At 55.9% G+C, this 17,237-nt stretch carries 15 protein-coding genes and 3 tRNA genes; 10 read left to right on the forward strand and 8 right to left on the reverse strand.

Annotation, left to right across the window (positions count from 1 at the left end; all coding sequences use genetic code 11):
• Nucleotides 1-58 precede the first annotated feature (58 nt).
• Both ABU178_RS13810 and ABU178_RS13815 read left to right on the forward strand, forming a co-directional pair.
• Entirely contained in the window at nucleotides 59-1,513 is a 1,455-nt protein-coding gene (locus ABU178_RS13810; protein WP_397215890.1) for an NAD-dependent succinate-semialdehyde dehydrogenase, read from the forward strand.
• 66 nt (nucleotides 1,514-1,579) lie between these two features.
• Nucleotides 1,580-1,849, forward strand: coding sequence for a barstar family protein (locus ABU178_RS13815; protein ID WP_397215892.1), 270 nt, complete (start codon nucleotides 1,580-1,582; stop codon nucleotides 1,847-1,849).
• A 61-nt stretch (nucleotides 1,850-1,910) separates the two neighbouring features.
• Here ABU178_RS13815 and yhcN (ABU178_RS13820) read toward each other — a convergent pair whose 3' ends face one another.
• From yhcN (ABU178_RS13820) to argR, 4 genes are all read right to left on the reverse strand, one after another.
• A complete protein-coding gene (gene yhcN / locus ABU178_RS13820; RefSeq protein WP_397215894.1) occupies nucleotides 1,911-2,174 on the reverse strand; it encodes a peroxide/acid stress response protein YhcN in 264 nt (87 codons plus the stop codon).
• Nucleotides 2,175-2,275: 101 nt separating this feature from the next.
• Complete coding sequence (locus tag ABU178_RS13825; RefSeq protein ID WP_397215896.1) at nucleotides 2,276-2,548, reverse strand: YdgH/BhsA/McbA-like domain containing protein; 273 nt, start codon at nucleotides 2,546-2,548, stop codon at nucleotides 2,276-2,278.
• A gap of 74 nt (nucleotides 2,549-2,622) precedes the next feature.
• A complete protein-coding gene (gene yhcN, locus ABU178_RS13830) occupies nucleotides 2,623-2,886 on the reverse strand; it encodes a peroxide/acid stress response protein YhcN (protein ID WP_397215898.1) in 264 nt (87 codons plus the stop codon).
• A gap of 490 nt (nucleotides 2,887-3,376) precedes the next feature.
• A complete protein-coding gene (gene argR / locus ABU178_RS13835; RefSeq protein WP_397215900.1) occupies nucleotides 3,377-3,847 on the reverse strand; it encodes a transcriptional regulator ArgR in 471 nt (156 codons plus the stop codon).
• A 430-nt stretch (nucleotides 3,848-4,277) separates the two neighbouring features.
• Between argR and mdh the strand changes: the two genes are divergently transcribed.
• On the forward strand, nucleotides 4,278-5,216 hold the full coding sequence (gene mdh, locus ABU178_RS13840; protein ID WP_397215902.1) for a malate dehydrogenase: 939 nt from the start codon (nucleotides 4,278-4,280) through the stop codon (nucleotides 5,214-5,216).
• A 65-nt stretch (nucleotides 5,217-5,281) separates the two neighbouring features.
• Here the strand turns inward: mdh and mscM are convergent, their stop codons facing one another.
• The 3 genes from mscM to rsgA form a co-directional block, all read right to left on the reverse strand.
• Entirely contained in the window at nucleotides 5,282-8,614 is a 3,333-nt protein-coding gene (gene mscM / locus ABU178_RS13845) for a miniconductance mechanosensitive channel MscM (protein WP_397215904.1), read from the reverse strand.
• A gap of 16 nt (nucleotides 8,615-8,630) precedes the next feature.
• The gene (gene asd, locus ABU178_RS13850) at nucleotides 8,631-9,527 is read right to left on the reverse strand and encodes an archaetidylserine decarboxylase (protein WP_397215905.1); all 897 of its coding nucleotides are present in this window, start codon (nucleotides 9,525-9,527) and stop codon (nucleotides 8,631-8,633) included.
• Nucleotides 9,528-9,620: 93 nt separating this feature from the next.
• Complete coding sequence (gene rsgA, locus ABU178_RS13855) at nucleotides 9,621-10,673, reverse strand: small ribosomal subunit biogenesis GTPase RsgA (RefSeq protein WP_397215906.1); 1,053 nt, start codon at nucleotides 10,671-10,673, stop codon at nucleotides 9,621-9,623.
• Between the two features lie 101 nt (nucleotides 10,674-10,774).
• Here rsgA and orn point away from each other — a divergent pair, with 101 nt between their 5' ends.
• The 4 genes from orn to ABU178_RS13875 all read left to right on the forward strand — a co-directional run bounded on the left by orn (nucleotide 10,775) and on the right by ABU178_RS13875 (nucleotide 11,750).
• Complete coding sequence (orn, locus tag ABU178_RS13860) at nucleotides 10,775-11,323, forward strand: oligoribonuclease (protein WP_397215908.1); 549 nt, start codon at nucleotides 10,775-10,777, stop codon at nucleotides 11,321-11,323.
• A gap of 153 nt (nucleotides 11,324-11,476) precedes the next feature.
• Nucleotides 11,477-11,552, forward strand: a tRNA-Gly gene (locus ABU178_RS13865).
• 23 nt (nucleotides 11,553-11,575) lie between these two features.
• Nucleotides 11,576-11,651, forward strand: a tRNA-Gly gene (locus ABU178_RS13870).
• Between the two features lie 23 nt (nucleotides 11,652-11,674).
• A tRNA-Gly gene (locus ABU178_RS13875) sits at nucleotides 11,675-11,750 on the forward strand.
• Between the two features lie 647 nt (nucleotides 11,751-12,397).
• Here ABU178_RS13875 and queG read toward each other — a convergent pair.
• A complete protein-coding gene (gene queG, locus ABU178_RS13880) occupies nucleotides 12,398-13,537 on the reverse strand; it encodes a tRNA epoxyqueuosine(34) reductase QueG (protein WP_397215910.1) in 1,140 nt (379 codons plus the stop codon).
• On the opposite strand from queG, the gene nnr reads away from it, so the two are divergent.
• From nnr to amiB, 3 genes are read left to right on the forward strand one after another with little or no spacing between them, the layout of a single operon-like run.
• Nucleotides 13,536-15,050 carry a bifunctional ADP-dependent NAD(P)H-hydrate dehydratase/NAD(P)H-hydrate epimerase gene (gene nnr, locus ABU178_RS13885; protein ID WP_397215913.1) on the forward strand — a complete coding sequence of 505 codons (1,515 nt, stop codon included), beginning with the start codon at nucleotides 13,536-13,538 and terminating at the stop codon, nucleotides 15,048-15,050. The genes queG and nnr overlap by 2 nt on opposite strands.
• A gap of 6 nt (nucleotides 15,051-15,056) precedes the next feature.
• On the forward strand, nucleotides 15,057-15,533 hold the full coding sequence (tsaE, locus tag ABU178_RS13890) for a tRNA (adenosine(37)-N6)-threonylcarbamoyltransferase complex ATPase subunit type 1 TsaE (protein WP_397215915.1): 477 nt from the start codon (nucleotides 15,057-15,059) through the stop codon (nucleotides 15,531-15,533).
• The gene (gene amiB, locus ABU178_RS13895) at nucleotides 15,530-17,191 is read left to right on the forward strand and encodes an N-acetylmuramoyl-L-alanine amidase AmiB (protein WP_397215917.1); all 1,662 of its coding nucleotides are present in this window, start codon (nucleotides 15,530-15,532) and stop codon (nucleotides 17,189-17,191) included. Before tsaE ends, amiB begins: the two co-directional genes overlap by 4 nt.
• Nucleotides 17,192-17,237: the final 46 nt, after the last annotated feature.

Below are 17,237 nucleotides of genomic sequence, written 5' to 3' on the forward strand. Positions count from 1 at the left end.
GTCGCTATTGCCATCTATACTTTTCGTAACTGGAAGGCAAACCCACAGGAGAAAACTCATGTCCGACTCTCTGCATGAAAACGATCTTTTCCAGACCGGCTATCTGGTTAACGGCAGCTGGCAAAGCTTAGCTACGACTTTCGACGTGCTGAATCCCGCCACAGGCGAAGTGCTGGCGAAGGTGGCGAAAGCGGGTAAAACGGAAACCGAACAGGCGATTGATGCGGCCCGGCGCGCCTTTCCCGCCTGGCGCGCGCAAACCGCGAAAGCACGCGGAGAGATCCTTTATCGCTGGTATCAGTTGATGATCGAAAACAAACGCTGGCTGGGCCAGCTGATGACCGCTGAGCAGGGCAAGCCGCTAAAAGAGGCGGAGGGCGAAGTGGAATATGCCGCCAGCTTTATTCAATGGTTCGCCGAGCAGGCGAAACGCGCCAACGGGGAAATTATCCCGCCAGCGAAAAAGGGATCGCGTATTTTTGCGACTCGCGAGCCGATTGGCGTGGTTGCGGCGATCACACCGTGGAATTTCCCGATGGCGATGCTGACGCGTAAGCTCGGCCCGGCGCTGGCGGCAGGCTGTACCGGCATCATTAAGCCCGCGAATAACACGCCGCTGTGTGCTTTTGCCCTGCTGGCGCTGGCGAAAAAAGCGGGCGTGCCGGATGGCGTGCTGAATGCGGTGGCAGGAGATACGCACGCCATCAGCGATGCCATTATGGCGAGCAAAGTGGTGCGCAAAATCTCCTTCACCGGTTCGACCCAGGTCGGCAAGCTGCTGGTGCGCAACGCCGCCGAGACGATGAAAAAAGTCTCTATGGAGCTGGGCGGCAATGCGCCTTATATCGTGTTTGAGGATGCCGATATTGATGCCGCCGTGCAGGGCGCAATCGCCAATAAGTTTCGTAACGCCGGACAGGTCTGCGTGAGCGTGAACCGTTTTTATATCCATAACGCTATTTACGACCGCTTCGTCAATCAGCTGGCGGAAGAGGTGAAAAAGCTCAAGGTCGGCAACGGCATGGAAGAGGGCGTGATTGTCGGGCCATTAATTGAAGCTGCGGCGGTAGATAAGGTGGAAGAGCACGTTAAAGATGCGCTGGCGAAGGGCGGTAAATTGCTGGCTGGCGGCGAGCGTCACGCGCTGGGCGGTAACTTTTGGCAGCCGACGGTGATTACCGAGGTACACGAAGGGATGAAGCTGGCGCAGGAAGAGACTTTCGGGCCGGTAGCCGCCTGTTTCCGCTTTAATGATGAGGAAGAGGTTATTCGCCGCGCCAACGACACCGAATTTGGTCTGGCAGCCTACTTCTATACGCAAAATCTACAGCGTGTATTTCGCGTCTCGGCGGCGCTGGAAAGCGGCATGATCGGCATTAACGAATGCGCGGTTTCTACCGAAGTAGCCCCTTTTGGCGGCGTAAAAGAGTCTGGACTGGGACGCGAAGGTTCGGTGCTGGGGCTGGAAGAGTATCTTGAAGTGAAAACGCTGCATTTGGGCGGGCTTGACTGAAAAGGTTCAACGACGCATATCAGGGCAGCTGCGGCTGCCCAACGCGAGTAAATGGGGGCCGACGGCATGAGAACAGAACGTTTTGACTTTAATGAAATTGTTGATCAGTCCCATTTCTATCGTCAGTTCAGCGAGCGCTTTGCCCTGTACGATCGGGTTATCAACGATCTTGATGGCTTATGGGAGGTGGTGGCGGGTACGGCATTGCCTTTGCCGTTGGCCATTGAGTTCGTCAATTTAGGCAAAGGGCAGAGTCGGCGCTATAGCGCGTTGATTCTGCTGTTTGAAGAAGCGGAAGAGGAGCTGGATGGCCAGCTCCTCTTTAATGTGCAATAGCCCGGCAAAAAAGGGCCCCGGCGAGCGGGGCCAAGGGGTTCGTCAAGCAGTTGACGAGGAATTACTTATAAAGCTGCGCAGTGAAGTGGTAGTTGTCGCCGGTACGCGCCTCAATAACTTTATAGGCACTGGCGCCTTGCTCATCGGCTTTCTGTGAAAGCTGAGCGCGGTAATCCATCGGCGCACCAGCGGTACCACTGATAGTCACTGTTCCCGCAGGCTGCATGTTCTGCGCGCTTTCTGCTGTTACCAGCTGGGCAGCTGAGGCACCGAAGGCCATAACAGAGAGCAGGCTGATTGTTGCGATGGTTGCTTTGATTTTCATAATTCGTCTCCTCATTACAATCAACAACCTGCGGTTTGCTTCAGTTTAAGCGGGTCGTCGATCTTATCTTCGGGCGCGTCAGGCGCGTCCGAAACGGTTAATTATTTATAGAGTTCGGCAGTCACGTGATAGGTGTTGTCGAAATGGTTCTCAATAATGCGGTAGTGGCTGGCGCCCTGCGCATCTGCTTTTTCAGACAGAACCTGACGGACATTGGTCTGATCCCCGTCGTTACCGCTTACGCTGATGGTCTGATTCATCGACTGCAAGTTACTGTTTTGCGCCTGTTCATTACTGACCAGGCTGGCAGCGTTGGCGCCACATGAAAGAACGGAAGCCAGACTCAGTGCGGCAATAGCAAATTTGGTTTTCATGATTTACTCTCCTGAAACTATTGTGATGGCAACCGGACAGGCTGCCGCCTCTATTTCTTTTTACTGTCAGAAACTTATTTATAAAGCTCAGCGGTAGCGTGGTAGTTGCCGTTGTTGTATGCCTCAATCACGCGGTAGGCTTTAGCGCCTTGCTGCTCAGCCTTTTCATTCAGCTGCTGATTGATGTCCATTGGAGAACCGGCAACGCCGCTGACGCTGATGGTGCCTGCAGACTGCAGATTCTGCGCCTGTTGCGCGTTGACAGATTCTGCGGCAAAAGCACCAAATGACAGAGTGGAAAGAATACTCAGAGTTGCGATAGTAGTTTTAATGTTCATAGATATTTTCCTCGTCTGCTGTTTTTCTCTTTTTTGTTCGCTGTGATTTGCATCACGAAAAGAAGTATAGATCTAATAACGTATGAAATTAATACCTCGCTAATAATATTTTGTTGTTACGCTTTGCTCTGAAAGCAATTTTTAATAACCAATGGTTATATGAAACGCTTATATCTTGCCTGCTGTCTGTTAAGTTCATGTAAAAACAACGGGTTAGACCCAATTATCTTTTTGTGCGAAAAACAGTGGACGATCAAGCTGGGCAGGAAAAATTAACCGGATGATGAGACTGCTAGTAGAGAATAAGGCAGTTTAAAATATTGTAGAAAGCGAGTAAGGTCAGAAGGACTGACCAATAGGGGAATAGAGATGAGAGCCGCTGTTTCTAGTTAACTACTTGAATTTAAAGGATAATAAAGGGCGGGGGAAAGTCATGGAAAAAGCAGGAAAAAGTTACCGGCAGGTTATCCGCCGGTAGCGAAAAGGCAGTTTATAGCTCTTGTTCGAATAACATCAGGATGGCGTCATACAGCTGTTTAACGGTAAAGGCGCGCGCGGGTGTAATAAAAATGGTGTCATCGCCAGCAATGGTGCCGAGGATACCTTCCGCTTTCCCCAGGGAGTCAAGCAGGCGCGCAATCAGCTGAGCCGCGCCGGGACTGGTATGAATCACTACCAGCGCATCATTGTAATCAACATCCAGCACCAGGTTTTTCAGCGGGCTGGAGGTGGTAGGGACGCCCAGCTCAGCAGGCAAACAGTAAACCATCTCCATTTTGGCGTTGCGCGTACGCACCGCGCCAAACTTGGTTAGCATACGAGAAACCTTTGACTGGTTGATATTCTCGAAGCCTTCTTCCTGAAGCGCCTGAACGATTTCGCCCTGGGAACTGAATTTTTCTTCTTTTAATAAGGCCTTGAACGCCTTGATCAGATCGTCTTGTTTAGATGGGTTACGCATAGGCTACCAATAATAAAGGGAAATAACCGAAAACCCGCCGCAGGCAGATAAATTATTATGCATTTAAATGAATTTTTATGCAATCCGTAAACGGGGGAAACGGCAGATACGCTAAGCGGGCAGCGATTCTAACAAAGTTTTTCATGCAGACCAAAAAAAGCCTGGGCGCGTATGCAGGGCGAAGGTTGCAAAGTTGTTATATTATTGGAAGTGTCATTCCAACAATAAGGTCACCGCCGATTCAGCGTCTGCATGCTGTTACGTCAACAATCATTCGGGATATCAGGTTTTCGTTGCCTGCTGCGCACTAAAAAAGTGCGGCAGTACGCAAATTGAACAGAGAGCACTCGCCATCACCGGAGAAGTTGATTAAGGTCGTAACCTCATGGATTCCCGGCATTTCTCTGTCCCACCTGATAAGGAGTATAGGATGAAAGTTGCAGTCCTCGGCGCCGCTGGCGGTATTGGTCAGGCGCTTGCGCTTCTGCTGAAAACCCAACTGCCTGCGGGTTCAGAACTCTCCCTTTACGATATCGCACCGGTTACTCCGGGTGTGGCTGTTGATCTCAGCCATATTCCGACAGCGGTTAACATTAACGGCTTCAGCGGCGAAGATGCGACCCCGGCGCTGCAGGGCGCGGACGTGGTGTTGATTTCCGCCGGCGTGGCGCGTAAACCCGGCATGGATCGTTCCGATCTGTTCAACGTCAACGCCGGTATTGTACGTAACCTGCTGGAGCAGGTAGCAAAAACAGCCCCGCATGCGCTGATTGGCGTGATTACCAACCCGGTGAATACCACGGTGGCGATTGCGGCGGAAGTGCTGAAAAAAGCGGGCGTGTACGATAAAAATCGCCTGTTTGGCGTGACCACGCTGGATATCATTCGTGCAAATACCTTTGTGGCGGAGCTGAAAGGCAAGTCGCCTGCGGAAATTGATGTGCCGGTGGTGGGCGGCCACTCCGGCGTTACCATTCTGCCGCTGCTGTCGCAGGTTAAAGGGGTCAGCTTCAGCGAGCAGGAAGTCATCGATCTTACTAAACGTATCCAGAATGCCGGTACGGAAGTGGTAGAGGCGAAGGCAGGCGGCGGATCGGCGACGCTCTCAATGGGCCAGGCGGCGGCGCGTTTCGGCCTGTCGCTGGTGCGCGCGTTGCAGGGTGAAAGCAATGTGGTGGAATGCGCCTATGTCGAGGGCGAAGGCGAATATACCCGCTTCTTCTCGCAGCCGCTGCTGTTAGGTAAAGACGGTATCGCTGAGCGCAGACCGATTGGCACGCTGAGCGCGTTTGAACAGCAGGCGCTGGATGGCATGCTGGAGACGCTGAAAAAAGATATCGCTCAGGGCGAAGAGTTTGTGAAGCAGTAACGCCGCCTGGTCGTATTACCTATAAAAGCCCGGCGCGATGATCGCGGCGGGCTTTTTGCAAGCATTTACAGCCCGCCTGAGCGGAAGGTTCTGCCTTTCGGCGTGCCGTTTGTAACAGGCGCTTGGGCACCGGTCGTCTCCATCCGCACCTGGAAAGGCGGGAAGGGCATCTCAATGCCGTGCTCTTCAAAACCTTTCAGAATCAGTTGATGCAGCTCATGACGCAGAGGCATACGGTGTCCCATCTCCGCAGCATGGATACGCAGCTCAAACAGCTGAATCCCCTGTTGCAGATCCACCAGAAACACTTCCGGCGCCGGCATCTCCAGCACATAGCTGCAACGCGCGGCGGCCTGTTTCAGGATATTTGTCACCTCTTCACTGTTGACCCTGGCTGGTGCCGGGATGGTGAGCACCACACGCGTTACCGAATCTGACAGCGACCAGTTAACAAACTGCTCGGTAATAAAGGCCTTGTTGGGAACGATAATCTCTTTGCGGTCCCAGTCGGTGATGGTGGTGGCGCGCGTGTTAATGCGCGTAATGCTACCGGTAAGATCGCGAATGGTTACCGTATCACCAATACGGATCGGTTTTTCAAACAGGATAATCAGGCCGGAAATAAAGTTGGCGAATATTTCCTGTAGACCAAAGCCAAGCCCCACACCCAGCGCGGCTACCAGCCATTGCAGTTTTGACCACTCGATACCGATTAAAGAGAAGCCCAGCAGGCCGCCAATCAGCATCAACAGGTATTTGGTCAGCGTGGTGATGGCGTAGCCGGTGCCCGGCGTCAGGCTGAGGTGCTGCAGCAGCGCCAGCTCCAGCAGGGCAGGCATGTTGCGCACCAGCTGGGTGGTAATGATCAGCACCAGAATGGCGATCAGCACCGAGCCGAGGGTAATGGGCTGAATACTTTCCACGCCCTGCACCGTGGTGCTGGCGTCCCATAAACGGATATTCTCTAAAAAGCCGAAGGCGGAGTGAATTTCCGACCAGAGCGCAATCACCGACACCAGCGCGATCAAGGTCAGAATAGAGCGCACCAGGCGCAGCGACTGCGCGCTGATGGCATCAAGGTCGATAATCGGCTCCTCAATCTCAATGCCATCACCATTCTGCATCGTCGGCTCTTTCTCTTCTTCGCTGCGCGCGCGGTTCGCCAGCATCTCAGCTCGTCGCTGACGGGCGCGATCGAAAGCGATACGCCGCCGCTGAATCAGCATCCAGCGACGAATAATGTGGTAAATAACCAGCAGCAGGAACCAGATCGCCATCGACGTTTCCAGGCGCGCCAGCAGCGCCTGCGCCGTCGCCAGATAGCCGATGCAGGAGGCAAAGGCGGCGACCAGCGGAATGGCGATCATCAGGTTCCACAAAATGCGGTTCACCATATTCTCGCCGTTGCCCTCTTTATCGAGGTGGAGCGGAATACCGGCGCGCTTCAGGCTCACGGTAACAATGCTCAGCGCGCCGCAAATCAAAATAAAGCAGAGACGGCCCAGGGTGGCGGAGAACTGACGGTCCTCCTGATTAGCGAAGGCGATCAGCAGCATGATCAGCGGCACAATCAGACCGATGGTCAGCGAGTAATAACGCATGGCGCGCGCCACGCGCGTTTGCGGCCAGCGGAAATGCACGATAAACAGACCGTTCGGCCGGGCGAAGGCGGCGCTGATCATAAAGGCCCACAGCAGCGGCAGCGTGGCGGTAATGCCGTCGCCAATCGCCACGGCAATCGGATAGGGCCAGGCGTGCTGTAAGCCGTAGCCCAGCGCCGCCCAGAGTACAGGCAGCGGCAGCGCCACCAGAATCGACCAGAACACGGTGCGCAGCGTCAAATGAAAGCGATCCTGCGTCACCTTGCCCACCTTACTGGCGGCACGCTCAAGAAAAGCGCGATAGTGGCGACGGGAGCTGATGCTGAAGCCCACCAGCAGCAGCGCGCCGAGAATCGGCAGCACCGTCTCTTTACCGGTAAACATCATCGCCAGCGCTTTTCCCAGCTGGCCGAGGGTATCCAGCGACAGCAGGCGCGAGAGATCGTGCGCCACATCCAGCGGGAAGCTCAGGTTCACCGGACTGACATCCGCAGTCCAGAACAGATAGCGGTGCGTCGCCTCTTTGACTTCAGTGAGGGCATCCTGCAACTGGGTATTGGCGACCTTGAGCTTGGTAATTTCCAGGATCAGCGTATCACTGCCGGAGATCAGCGAGTTAAGCAGTTCGCGCTGGGTTTTTAGCTGGGCGTCCAGGATGCGATTTTGTTCGTTGCTGAGCGGTTCCCCGTTAGCCTGCTTCTCCTTGCGCAGCTCCTCCTGGCGATCAAGCAGATCTTCATAATGCAGACGCTGCACGCGCAGCTGGCCCATATCATTATCGATCTGTTGTGACTTGGGCATTTCCGGCAGGCGGGCAACCTGCGCGCGCAGCGCTTCCCCTAACAGATTGGAGGCACCGAGCCACTGCGACTGCTCGCGCAGCGTGGTCAGCGCCTGGCGCACCTGCAATGTCTGGTCGGTAGCCAGACGCTGTTGCGAGGCCACCAGATCCATGCGCTGCGCCTGCTGGTTAAGCGCGGCGGAGAGTTCACGGTTGACGCGGAACTGATCGCGAATAGCGGGAGGCAAATCGCCGCTGTTCTCCGCCAACTGTTCGGTACGCGCCAGCGCCAGCTCCGCCTCCCGCTGACGCTGATTATTCAGCTGATTGCGCAGCGCCTGCAGATAGTTGTCCAGCTGCGCCGCCTTGCGCTGATGCACCTCAGCGCGCATACGCGCCAGCTCCTGCCGATTATTGGCGGAGAGCTGCGCCAGCTCCAGTTCATCCATGCGTGCTTTGCTGGCGGCGCTTTCCGCCTGACGCGCCGCCATCTGCGCCAGCGCCTGCGGCGTGGTCGCCACCGGCGCGCTCTGCGCCCGCCGCTCGCTGTCGGTCATGGCGCGACGCGCTTCGGTTTGCTGTTGCGGCAGCAGCGTAAGGGAGTCGCTGATCTCGCGCGCCCGATCCTGTTCCTGCTGCGCCTGACGACCTTCCTCCAGCAGCTGGCTGCTGATTTGCAGGATCTCCTGATCCAGCTCGGCGCTGCTCATGTTGCTGCGCACGCTTTTGCCATTGTCGTTCAGCGCGACGATCTGCTGACGCAGCTCCCGCGCCAGACGCGGAAAATCATCAATCACCTGCTGATACTGCTTCGCCCGCTCCTGCGAGGCGTCGCGTTCGTCGAGGAAATTAAGCGCCGCCTCCAGCGACTGAATCTCTTCAGCCTGGGCCGGTGAGGTTTTCGCGGCTTTCGCCGCTTCCAGCTCTTGTCGGAGTTGAGTCGCTTCCGGCACGCCGGCGGCAAAAGCAGAAGCGCTGAGCCAGAGGCTCAGCAGCAGGAAAAGAATTGAACGCACGGGGAATGACTCGGGATTATTCAGCGGCGGCGAGAGTTTCACCGGGCTGCGGCAGGGCGAGGGCAAGAGGCTGACCCAGACGGGTAACGCTTTCCGCTTCCAGGCTTTCCGCCAGCTTAACGCGGCCAGGCGCAAACAGGTTGATGACCGTGGAGCCGAGCTTGAAGCGGCCCATCTCCTGACCTTTCAGCAGCACTACCGCGCCATCGGCATCGGCGGCAGGATAGTGCCAGCGCTTGATTACCCCTTCACGCGGCGGCGTAATGGTTCCCGCCCAGACGGTTTCTATGCTGCCGACAATGGTGGCGCCCACCAGAATCTGCACCATTGGACCGAGGTCGGTATCGAAATAGCAGATCACGCGCTCATTACGGGCAAACAGGTTCGGGATATTGCGCGCCGTCAGGGGATTGACCGAATAGAGATCGCCCGGCACATAAATCATTTCACGCAGAATGCCGTTGCAGGGCATATGGACGCGATGATAGTCGCGCGGGGCCAGATAAATTGTCACGAACTCGCCGTCGCGGAACTGGGCAGCCATCTGTTCGTTGCCCGCCAGCAGGGCTTCCAGCGTGTAGTGATGGCCTTTGGCCTGAAAAATCCGGTTATCGTCAATATGACCAAGCTGGCTGATGGCGCCATCGGCGGGCAGCGCAACCAGGCTGGCATCCGCATCAATCGGACGCGCATCATCCTTCAGCGGACGCACGAAAAAATCATTGAAAGTGCGATAGCTGGCGGTATCGGACTTGCGCGCCTCGGCCATATTGACTTTATAGAACCAGACAAAGATATCGATGACCGCTTTGGTCAGCCAACCTGCGCGACGACTCGCGCCCCAGCCAGCCAGTTCGGTCAGCCATTTTTTTGGCAGAAAATGATTCAGGCCGAGCTTTAAACGATCAAACACCTTAGCCTCCTGGCTTTAATTCACAGCGTTAACAAAAATGGGGGCGAATTGTAGCAGCGCCCCGGTAAGTTGGCGAATCTGCCGTTGTACCCGTTAATCCTCACTGGCGGAGAAGTTTTTACGCGTTTTTACCTGCGCCATACTCTCCAGAATGCGGTGATAGTTTGCGAAACGTGACTCATCGATCAGACCCTTCTCCACCGCTTCGCGAATGGCGCAGCCGGGATCGGTATCATGTTTGCAGTCGCGGAATTTGCAACCGCCGAGAAATTCCCGAAATTCGACAAATCCACGGGTAATTTGTTCCGGCTCAAGATGCCATAAGCCAAACTCGCGCACGCCGGGCGAGTCAATCACGTCACCGCCGTGGGGGAAGTGGTAGAGCCGAGAAGCGGTGGTGGTATGCTGGCCGAGACCGGAGTTATCCGACACCTCGTTGGTCAGGATCGCCGTATCGCCTTGCTGATCGAGATCCAGCAGGGCATTCAACAGGCTCGATTTACCGACGCCGGACTGACCTGCGAAGATGCTGATACGCCCGGTAAGCGCCGCTTCCAGATCCGCCAGACCATCCTTCACCCGGCTGGAAACCATCAGCACGCGATAACCGATGTGGCGATAGATATCCATCTGCTCATCAACAAAGGCGCGCGCTTCGTCATCCAGCAGGTCGATTTTGTTTAACACCAGTAGCGGTTCAACCCCCAGGGTTTCGCTGGCGACCAGATAGCGATCGATGATATTGAGCGACAGCTCCGGCAGAATCGCCGAAACGATAATGATCTGATCGATGTTGGCGGCGATAGGTTTTACGCCGTCATAGAAATCGGGACGCGTTAACACGGTGGTGCGGTCATACACGGCTTCGACAATGCCTTTGCCCGCGCTTTCGTGGGCGGCGCGCCATAACACGCGGTCGCCGGTCACCAGCGAGCGGATGGTGCGGCGGATATTGCAGCGATGCACCTTGCCCTCGCTGTCCTCTACGTCGGCATGCATGCCGAAACGGCTGATTACCATGCCATCTTTCGCTTCACCAAACAGGCTGTCATCCGGTTCCGGCTTTTCGCTGCGCTGCTTCAGGCGACGCTCATGATTAGCGCTCACGCGACGCTGTTGACCTTTAGACAGTTTATTTTTGCTCACGCATCCTCTCAAGCTTTCGCCAGGCTTCGCCCCGCTGGGCAAAACGTCTATGATACACCTTATTCCATCGTAATGACGACTTGGCCACCGCAGGAAACAGCATGACAACAGCAAATGAAAATAATTTGATTTGGATTGACCTCGAGATGACCGGGCTGGATCCGGAGCGCGATCGCATTATCGAGATCGCCACGCTGGTTACCGACGCCAATCTCAATATTCTGGCGGAAGGACCGGTGATGGCGGTGCATCAATCGGACGCGCAGCTGGCGCTGATGGATGAGTGGAACGTGCGTACCCATACCAACAGCGGGCTGGTGGAGCGGGTCAAGGCGAGCAAGTATAACGATCGCAAAGCGGAGCTGGCGACGATTGAATTTCTGAAACAGTGGGTGCCCGCCAACAGCTCGCCAATCTGCGGCAACAGCATTGGTCAGGATCGCCGCTTCCTGTTTAAGTACATGCCGGAGCTGGAAGCCTACTTCCACTATCGCTATCTGGACGTCAGCACGCTGAAAGAGCTGGCGCGTCGCTGGAAGCCGGATATCCTGCCGGGCTTTAAAAAAGCAGGAACCCACCAGGCGCTGGATGATATCCGTGAATCGGTCGCCGAGCTGGCTTACTATCGCGAGCATTTTCTGCAGCTGTAAATAGCAACGGGTGCGCAGGGAAACGCCAGATTGCTGATTAAAGCAGCGAACGCATCGAAAATGCAAAAATCTGCGTTCAGGCTATTGCGGCGAAAAAGATTTCTCGTATAATGCGCACCCCGTACCGGTGAAGAATTTGTTCTGGTACAGGGCGCGGGAATAGCTCAGTTGGTAGAGCACGACCTTGCCAAGGTCGGGGTCGCGAGTTCGAGTCTCGTTTCCCGCTCCAAATTTAAAAACAGCACCACCCAAGCGGGAATAGCTCAGTTGGTAGAGCACGACCTTGCCAAGGTCGGGGTCGCGAGTTCGAGTCTCGTTTCCCGCTCCAAAATTAATAGCAGTACCCTCCAAGCGGGAATAGCTCAGTTGGTAGAGCACGACCTTGCCAAGGTCGGGGTCGCGAGTTCGAGTCTCGTTTCCCGCTCCAGATTTTTTCTCTTCCTATCGATTTTTGCTCTGGTCTTGATTCTCTGTTGTGTTCTGTTTCATTGTTGCAAGACACGCTATTTTCCTTGTGCATGGCCAGAATCGGCAGTCACCTGCTACACCTCCGATATAGCAAGTGAATCCAGAAGCAAGGTTATACCGGCACGTTTTGCCGGGTGCCAAAACGCCTGGAACAAGAGGGTTGTGTATTAAATCAGCAGTTGAGCCGCTGTGCGGAGCGAAAGGCTTGCCAGCCAGCTTGAAGATCGCCATAATAGCGAACTTTTCCAGTAAGCGTCTTAAAAATCCTTTTAAAATCAATAATTTAATCTATGTTGTTGATTTCTGGTGACTGTTCTTACGTTAATCCTGTTATCCACAGAGTTATGCCGGAGTTCTACCGGTGTTTTCCCATGCCTGCTAAACGCTTTTAAACAGAGTTATCCACAGGGGCAGCTTCTCTCCGCTTCGTCCATGGCGATCGTAAAAAGTTACACTTTCTGAGTAAGTTATTGATTTGTAAATATATGAAGATATTTCAATTTGCTATTAATGCGACTTGTGAAATTTATGGCAGTTGAATGAAAACAGCTTTTTATTTTTATTCACAGCATGTGGAAAAGCATTTCAGGCGGATTGGGATATTTCTTAAGCATCGCGTGGCAGGCCTTTTTCGACAGCGCGCACCAGCCGTTTTTTCTGCGGCGGACCCACTTCAATCCCCACGGCTTCCCGCTTCGCCTGCTGCTGCGCAACAGCCCAATAGATATGTTCATCCAGCAGCTCGCTTTCACCCAGTCGCTGCTGCAACATCGGGATAATCTCCGCTGACCAGGGCGCGTTACCCAACGCTACCGCAACGTTACGCAACCAGCGCAGATGGCCGATGCGGCGAATGGCCGATCCTTCCGTCACCCGTAAAAATTTCGCTTCATCCCACTGAAACAGGTCAATTAACTCTGGCGCATGCAGCGCGGCGCGCGGCGAAAAGTCCGCCTCGTCAGTGAGCTGACCATAACGATTCCACGGACAGATCAGCTGACAGTCGTCACAACCATAGATACGGTTGCCGATCAGCGGGCGCAGCGCTTCCGGAATCGCGCCTTCCAGCTCAATCGTCAGATAAGAGATGCAGCGGCGCGCATCAACCACGTAAGGTTCAACGATAGCGCCAGTGGGGCAGATGGTCATGCAGGCGACGCAGCGTCCGCACTGCTCCTCCTGCGGCTGGTCTGTAGGCAGGGGCAGATCGATTAACAGCTCGCCGAGGAAAAACCAGGAACCCGCCTCCCGATTAAGTATCAGGGAATGTTTTCCGGTCCAGCCAAGACCTGCTTTTACCGCCAGCGGCCTTTCCAGCAGCGGCGCAGAGTCAACGAACGGGCGAAAATTGAGTTCGCCGCAATACTCTTTGATCATTTCTCCGAGCTTTTTCAGGCGATTGCGCAATACTTTGTGGTAATCACGACCCAATGCGTAACGGCTGACATAACCCAGGCTGGGGTTTTTCAGCGTAGAGGCGAAGGCCGCTTTGGCAGGAAGATAATTCATGCGTACGCTGATGACGCGCAGCGTACCGGGCAGTAGCTCATGCGGGCGGGCGCGCATCATGCCGTGTCGCGCCATCCACTCCATCTCGCCGTGATATTGTTTTTCCAGCCACGCCTGCAGGCGCGGTTCCTCTGCGCTGAGATCGGTATCGCAAATACCGACCTGCTGAAAGCCGAGTTCCAGGCCCCACTGTTTGATGCGTTGGGCAAGCTGATGAAGATCGAGAGGATATGACATGAAAAACCAACATTCGGAAGCAAACACGCACAGCTTACCATATTCTGTCTGGCCTGCGCAGGCGCTGCGCCAGCTGGAGAGTGACGGCGCAGACAGTTGCGGCATCGCCTTGTATGAATTGATGCAGCGCGCCGGGCAGGCGACGTATGAAAAAATTCGCACGCTGTGGCCTGGGGCGCAGAATTGGCTGATCCTGTGCGGGCACGGCAATAACGGCGGCGACGGCTACGTTGTGGCGCGTCTGGCGCAGGCAGCCGGTATGCAGGTCACGCTGCTGGCGTGCGAGGGCAGCAGCGATCTGCCGGACGAGGCGCAGAGCGCGCAGGCAGGCTGGCTGGAGGCGGGCGGCGAGATCCACGCGGCAGACGCGCCCTGGCCTGAAAAGGTTGACGTGATCGTTGATGCGCTGCTCGGCACCGGCATCAATCGCGCCCCGACCGCGCCTTATGCCGCGCTGATACAAAAAGCGAACGCACATCCTGCACCCGTGTTTGCGATAGATATGCCGTCGGGGTTAGTGGCTGCTAACGGCACCGCGCCCGGCGAGGTGATGGAGGCCACGCATACGCTGAGCGTTATCGCCCTCAAACCCGGCCAGATCACCGGTAAGGCGCGTGACTATATCGGCAAGCTGCATTTTCATGCTTTAGGGCTGGATAACTGGCTGGCCGGACAGTCGGCACCGATGGCGCGTTTTGACGCCAGCCATCTCTCTCACTGGCTGAAGCCGCGCAAGTCAACCTCTCACAAGGGCAATCATGGCCGGTTGCTGGTGGTCGGCGGCGACGAAGGCACGGCGGGAGCGATTCGTATGACCTCCGAAGCGGCGCTACGTACTGGTTCAGGATTAGTGCGAGTGCTCACTCACAAACATAACATTGGGCCGATTCTGGCTGCGCGCCCGGAATTAATGGTGGGCGAACTCACCGATGAGAGCCTGGCCGATGGGCTGGAATGGGCGGATGTCATTGCGATCGGTCCTGGTCTGGGCCAGCGCGAATGGGGTAAAAAGGCGCTTTCAGGCGTGGAAAGCAGTGAAAAGCCGATGCTTTGGGATGCTGATGCGCTTAACCTGCTGGCAATCAGCGCGCAGAAACGTCAAAATCGCATCATTACGCCGCATCCCGGCGAAGCGGCCCGACTGCTCGGCATAAAGACCAGCGAAATTGAAAGTGATCGCTTACATGCAGCTCAGGCCCTGGCGGAACGCTATGGCGGCGTGGTGGTACTGAAAGGCGCCGGCACGATTATCGCCAGCGAAGCGGGAGAGATGGCGTTTGCCGACGTGGGCAATGCGGGCATGGCTTCCGGCGGCATGGGCGACGTATTAAGCGGCATTATCGCTTCGATGATGGGCCAGCGGTTGGCGCTGTTTGACGCCGCTTGCGCAGGCTGCGTAGCGCACGGCGCAGCGGCAGATGCGGTCGCCATGCGACGCGGTACGCGCGGTATGTTGGCAACAGATTTATTCGAACAGCTGTGGCAGTTCGTCAATCCAGAGATGATCCAATAATAAAGCATGAATACCTGTGTTATTCCTTTGCCCGATGAGGCGGCGACCCTGGAACTGGGCGCACAACTGGCCCGCGCCTGCAACAGCGCGGCCGTTATCTATTTGTATGGTGATTTAGGTGCCGGAAAGACCACCTTTAGCCGTGGATTTTTACAGGCGCTGGGTCATCAGGGAAATGTGAAAAGTCCGACCTATACGCTGGTCGAGCCTTATACAGTGGGCGATCGCACGCTCTATCATTTCGACCTCTACCGCCTTGCCGACCCGGAAGAGCTTGAGTTTATGGGCATCCGTGACTATTTCAGCGGTGACGCCATCTGCCTGGTGGAGTGGCCGCAGCAGGGCGCAGGCATTCTGCCGCAGCCCGATTTGTCGCTCACCCTGAGCTATGTCGGGACGGCGCGTCAGGCTGAAATCGTCGCGCAGTCGTTCACAGGGGACGCGATAGCGCAGCAGTTCAGTCAGAGCAGGGATCGCACATGATGTCACGGATAAAAATCGGGCTGCTGGCTCTGTTGTGCCTGATATCAGGTTCTGCGCTGGCGGCCAGCCTGTCAGATATTCAAGTCTCCAACGGCGACAGTCAGGCGAAGGTCACGCTAAGCTTCGCCGGTCAGCCAATTTACGGGTTTTTCCCACTGCACAATCCTGAACGCGTGGTGCTGGATATTCGTCAGAGCGGCGTGATTAAAGGATTGCCGCTCGCCTTCAGCGGCGAGAACATCGTGAAGCGTATCCGTACCAGCACGCCGAAAGATGCGCAGAGTATTCGGCTGGTGTTTGAACTGACGCAATCGGGGAAAACGCGCGCGGTCACGCAGCGCAACGGCAACAGCTATAACGTGGTCTTTACCATTCAGGGGAATCAGACCGCCAGCCGCATCGCCAACAGCGTCAGCACCAGCAGCGCCGCGCGTCCGGTGCGCAACAGCGAGCCTGCGCGTAATCCCTTTGATGAAAACCGTGTGACCTCGGTCACCAGCAGCAGCAGCACGGTGCGACCCGGCGACATGGTGAGCCGTAACGAAACCGTGATTGTGGCGATTGACGCCGGACACGGCGGTCAGGATCCGGGCGCGATTGGTCAGCACGGTCTGAAAGAGAAAAACGTCACCATCGCCATCGCGCGTAAGCTGAAGGAGATGCTGAACGACGATCCGATGTTCAAGGGCGTGCTGACGCGTAACGGCGACTACTTTATCTCGGTAATGGGACGTTCCGACGTGGCGCGTAAAGAGAATGCCAACTTGCTGGTTTCTATTCACGCGGATTCGGCGCCTAATCATACCGCCAGCGGCGCATCGGTATGGGTGTTGTCGAACCGGCGCGCCAACAACGAAATGGCCAACTGGCTGGAACAGCGTGAGAAACAGTCGGAGCTGCTCGGCGGCGCGGGCGACCTGCTGGCTAACAGTCAGGCCGACCCCTACCTCAGCCAGGCGGTGCTTGATTTGCAGTTCGGTCATTCCCAGCGCGTGGGTTACGATGTGGCGGTGAAGGTGATACAGCAACTGCGTGGCGTTTCGCCGCTGCACAAGCGTTTGCCGGAACATGCCAGCCTCGGCGTGCTGCGCTCGCCCGACATCCCTTCGCTGTTAGTAGAGACCGGTTTTATCAGTAATGCCTCGGAGGAGCGACTGCTCGGCAGTAGCGCGTATCAGGAGAAAATTGCCCGGTCAATTTATAAAGGCCTGAGCAATTATTTCCTGGCGCACCCGCTACAATCGCTCCCAAAGCAGGAGAATCGACCGCTCGAATCAGCGGAGGTGGTTAGCGGAACCACACATCCGGCGACGGGCAGGGTAGAGTATACCGGCGCGACTCAGCGTCATGTGGTGCAGCGCGGGGAAACGCTTTCCGGCATTGCGGCGAAATATGGCGTCAGTATGGCGACGCTGAGCGAGCTGAATCACCTGAAAAAACCGGGTGTCTGGGTCGGGCAGCGGCTGAAGGTGCCGACAAATGGCGGCAGCGCGACGACGACAGCGCGCGGACCGATGCGCCACAAGGTGACGCGCGGCGATTCGCTTACCGCCATTGCTGCGCATTATGGCGTAAGTCCTCAGGCTATCATGCAGGCGAACAATATGAAGTCGACCAACGTGATGCTGGGGCAAACCCTGAAGATCCCGACATCCTGATTGCTGTCCCGGCGCGGCACCAGGCTGACGCCGGAATAAGCCTGCC

The organism is Pantoea osteomyelitidis (assembly GCF_044342975.1).
GTDB lineage: Bacteria > Pseudomonadota > Gammaproteobacteria > Enterobacterales > Enterobacteriaceae > Pantoea > Pantoea osteomyelitidis.

Coding starts and splice junctions, on each gene's coding strand:
- ABU178_RS13810 (WP_397215890.1), top strand. CDS start 59: ATGTCCGACTCTCTGCATGAAAACGATCTTTTCCAGACCGGCTATCTG.
- ABU178_RS13815 (WP_397215892.1), top strand. CDS start 1,580: ATGAGAACAGAACGTTTTGACTTTAATGAAATTGTTGATCAGTCCCAT.
- yhcN (WP_397215894.1), bottom strand. CDS start 2,174: ATGAAAATCAAAGCAACCATCGCAACAATCAGCCTGCTCTCTGTTATG.
- ABU178_RS13825 (WP_397215896.1), bottom strand. CDS start 2,548: ATGAAAACCAAATTTGCTATTGCCGCACTGAGTCTGGCTTCCGTTCTT.
- yhcN (WP_397215898.1), bottom strand. CDS start 2,886: ATGAACATTAAAACTACTATCGCAACTCTGAGTATTCTTTCCACTCTG.
- argR (WP_397215900.1), bottom strand. CDS start 3,847: ATGCGTAACCCATCTAAACAAGACGATCTGATCAAGGCGTTCAAGGCC.
- mdh (WP_397215902.1), top strand. CDS start 4,278: ATGAAAGTTGCAGTCCTCGGCGCCGCTGGCGGTATTGGTCAGGCGCTT.
- orn (WP_397215908.1), top strand. CDS start 10,775: ATGACAACAGCAAATGAAAATAATTTGATTTGGATTGACCTCGAGATG.
- nnr (WP_397215913.1), top strand. CDS start 13,536: ATGAAAAACCAACATTCGGAAGCAAACACGCACAGCTTACCATATTCT.
- queG (WP_397215910.1), bottom strand. CDS start 13,537: ATGTCATATCCTCTCGATCTTCATCAGCTTGCCCAACGCATCAAACAG.
- tsaE (WP_397215915.1), top strand. CDS start 15,057: ATGAATACCTGTGTTATTCCTTTGCCCGATGAGGCGGCGACCCTGGAA.
- amiB (WP_397215917.1), top strand. CDS start 15,530: ATGATGTCACGGATAAAAATCGGGCTGCTGGCTCTGTTGTGCCTGATA.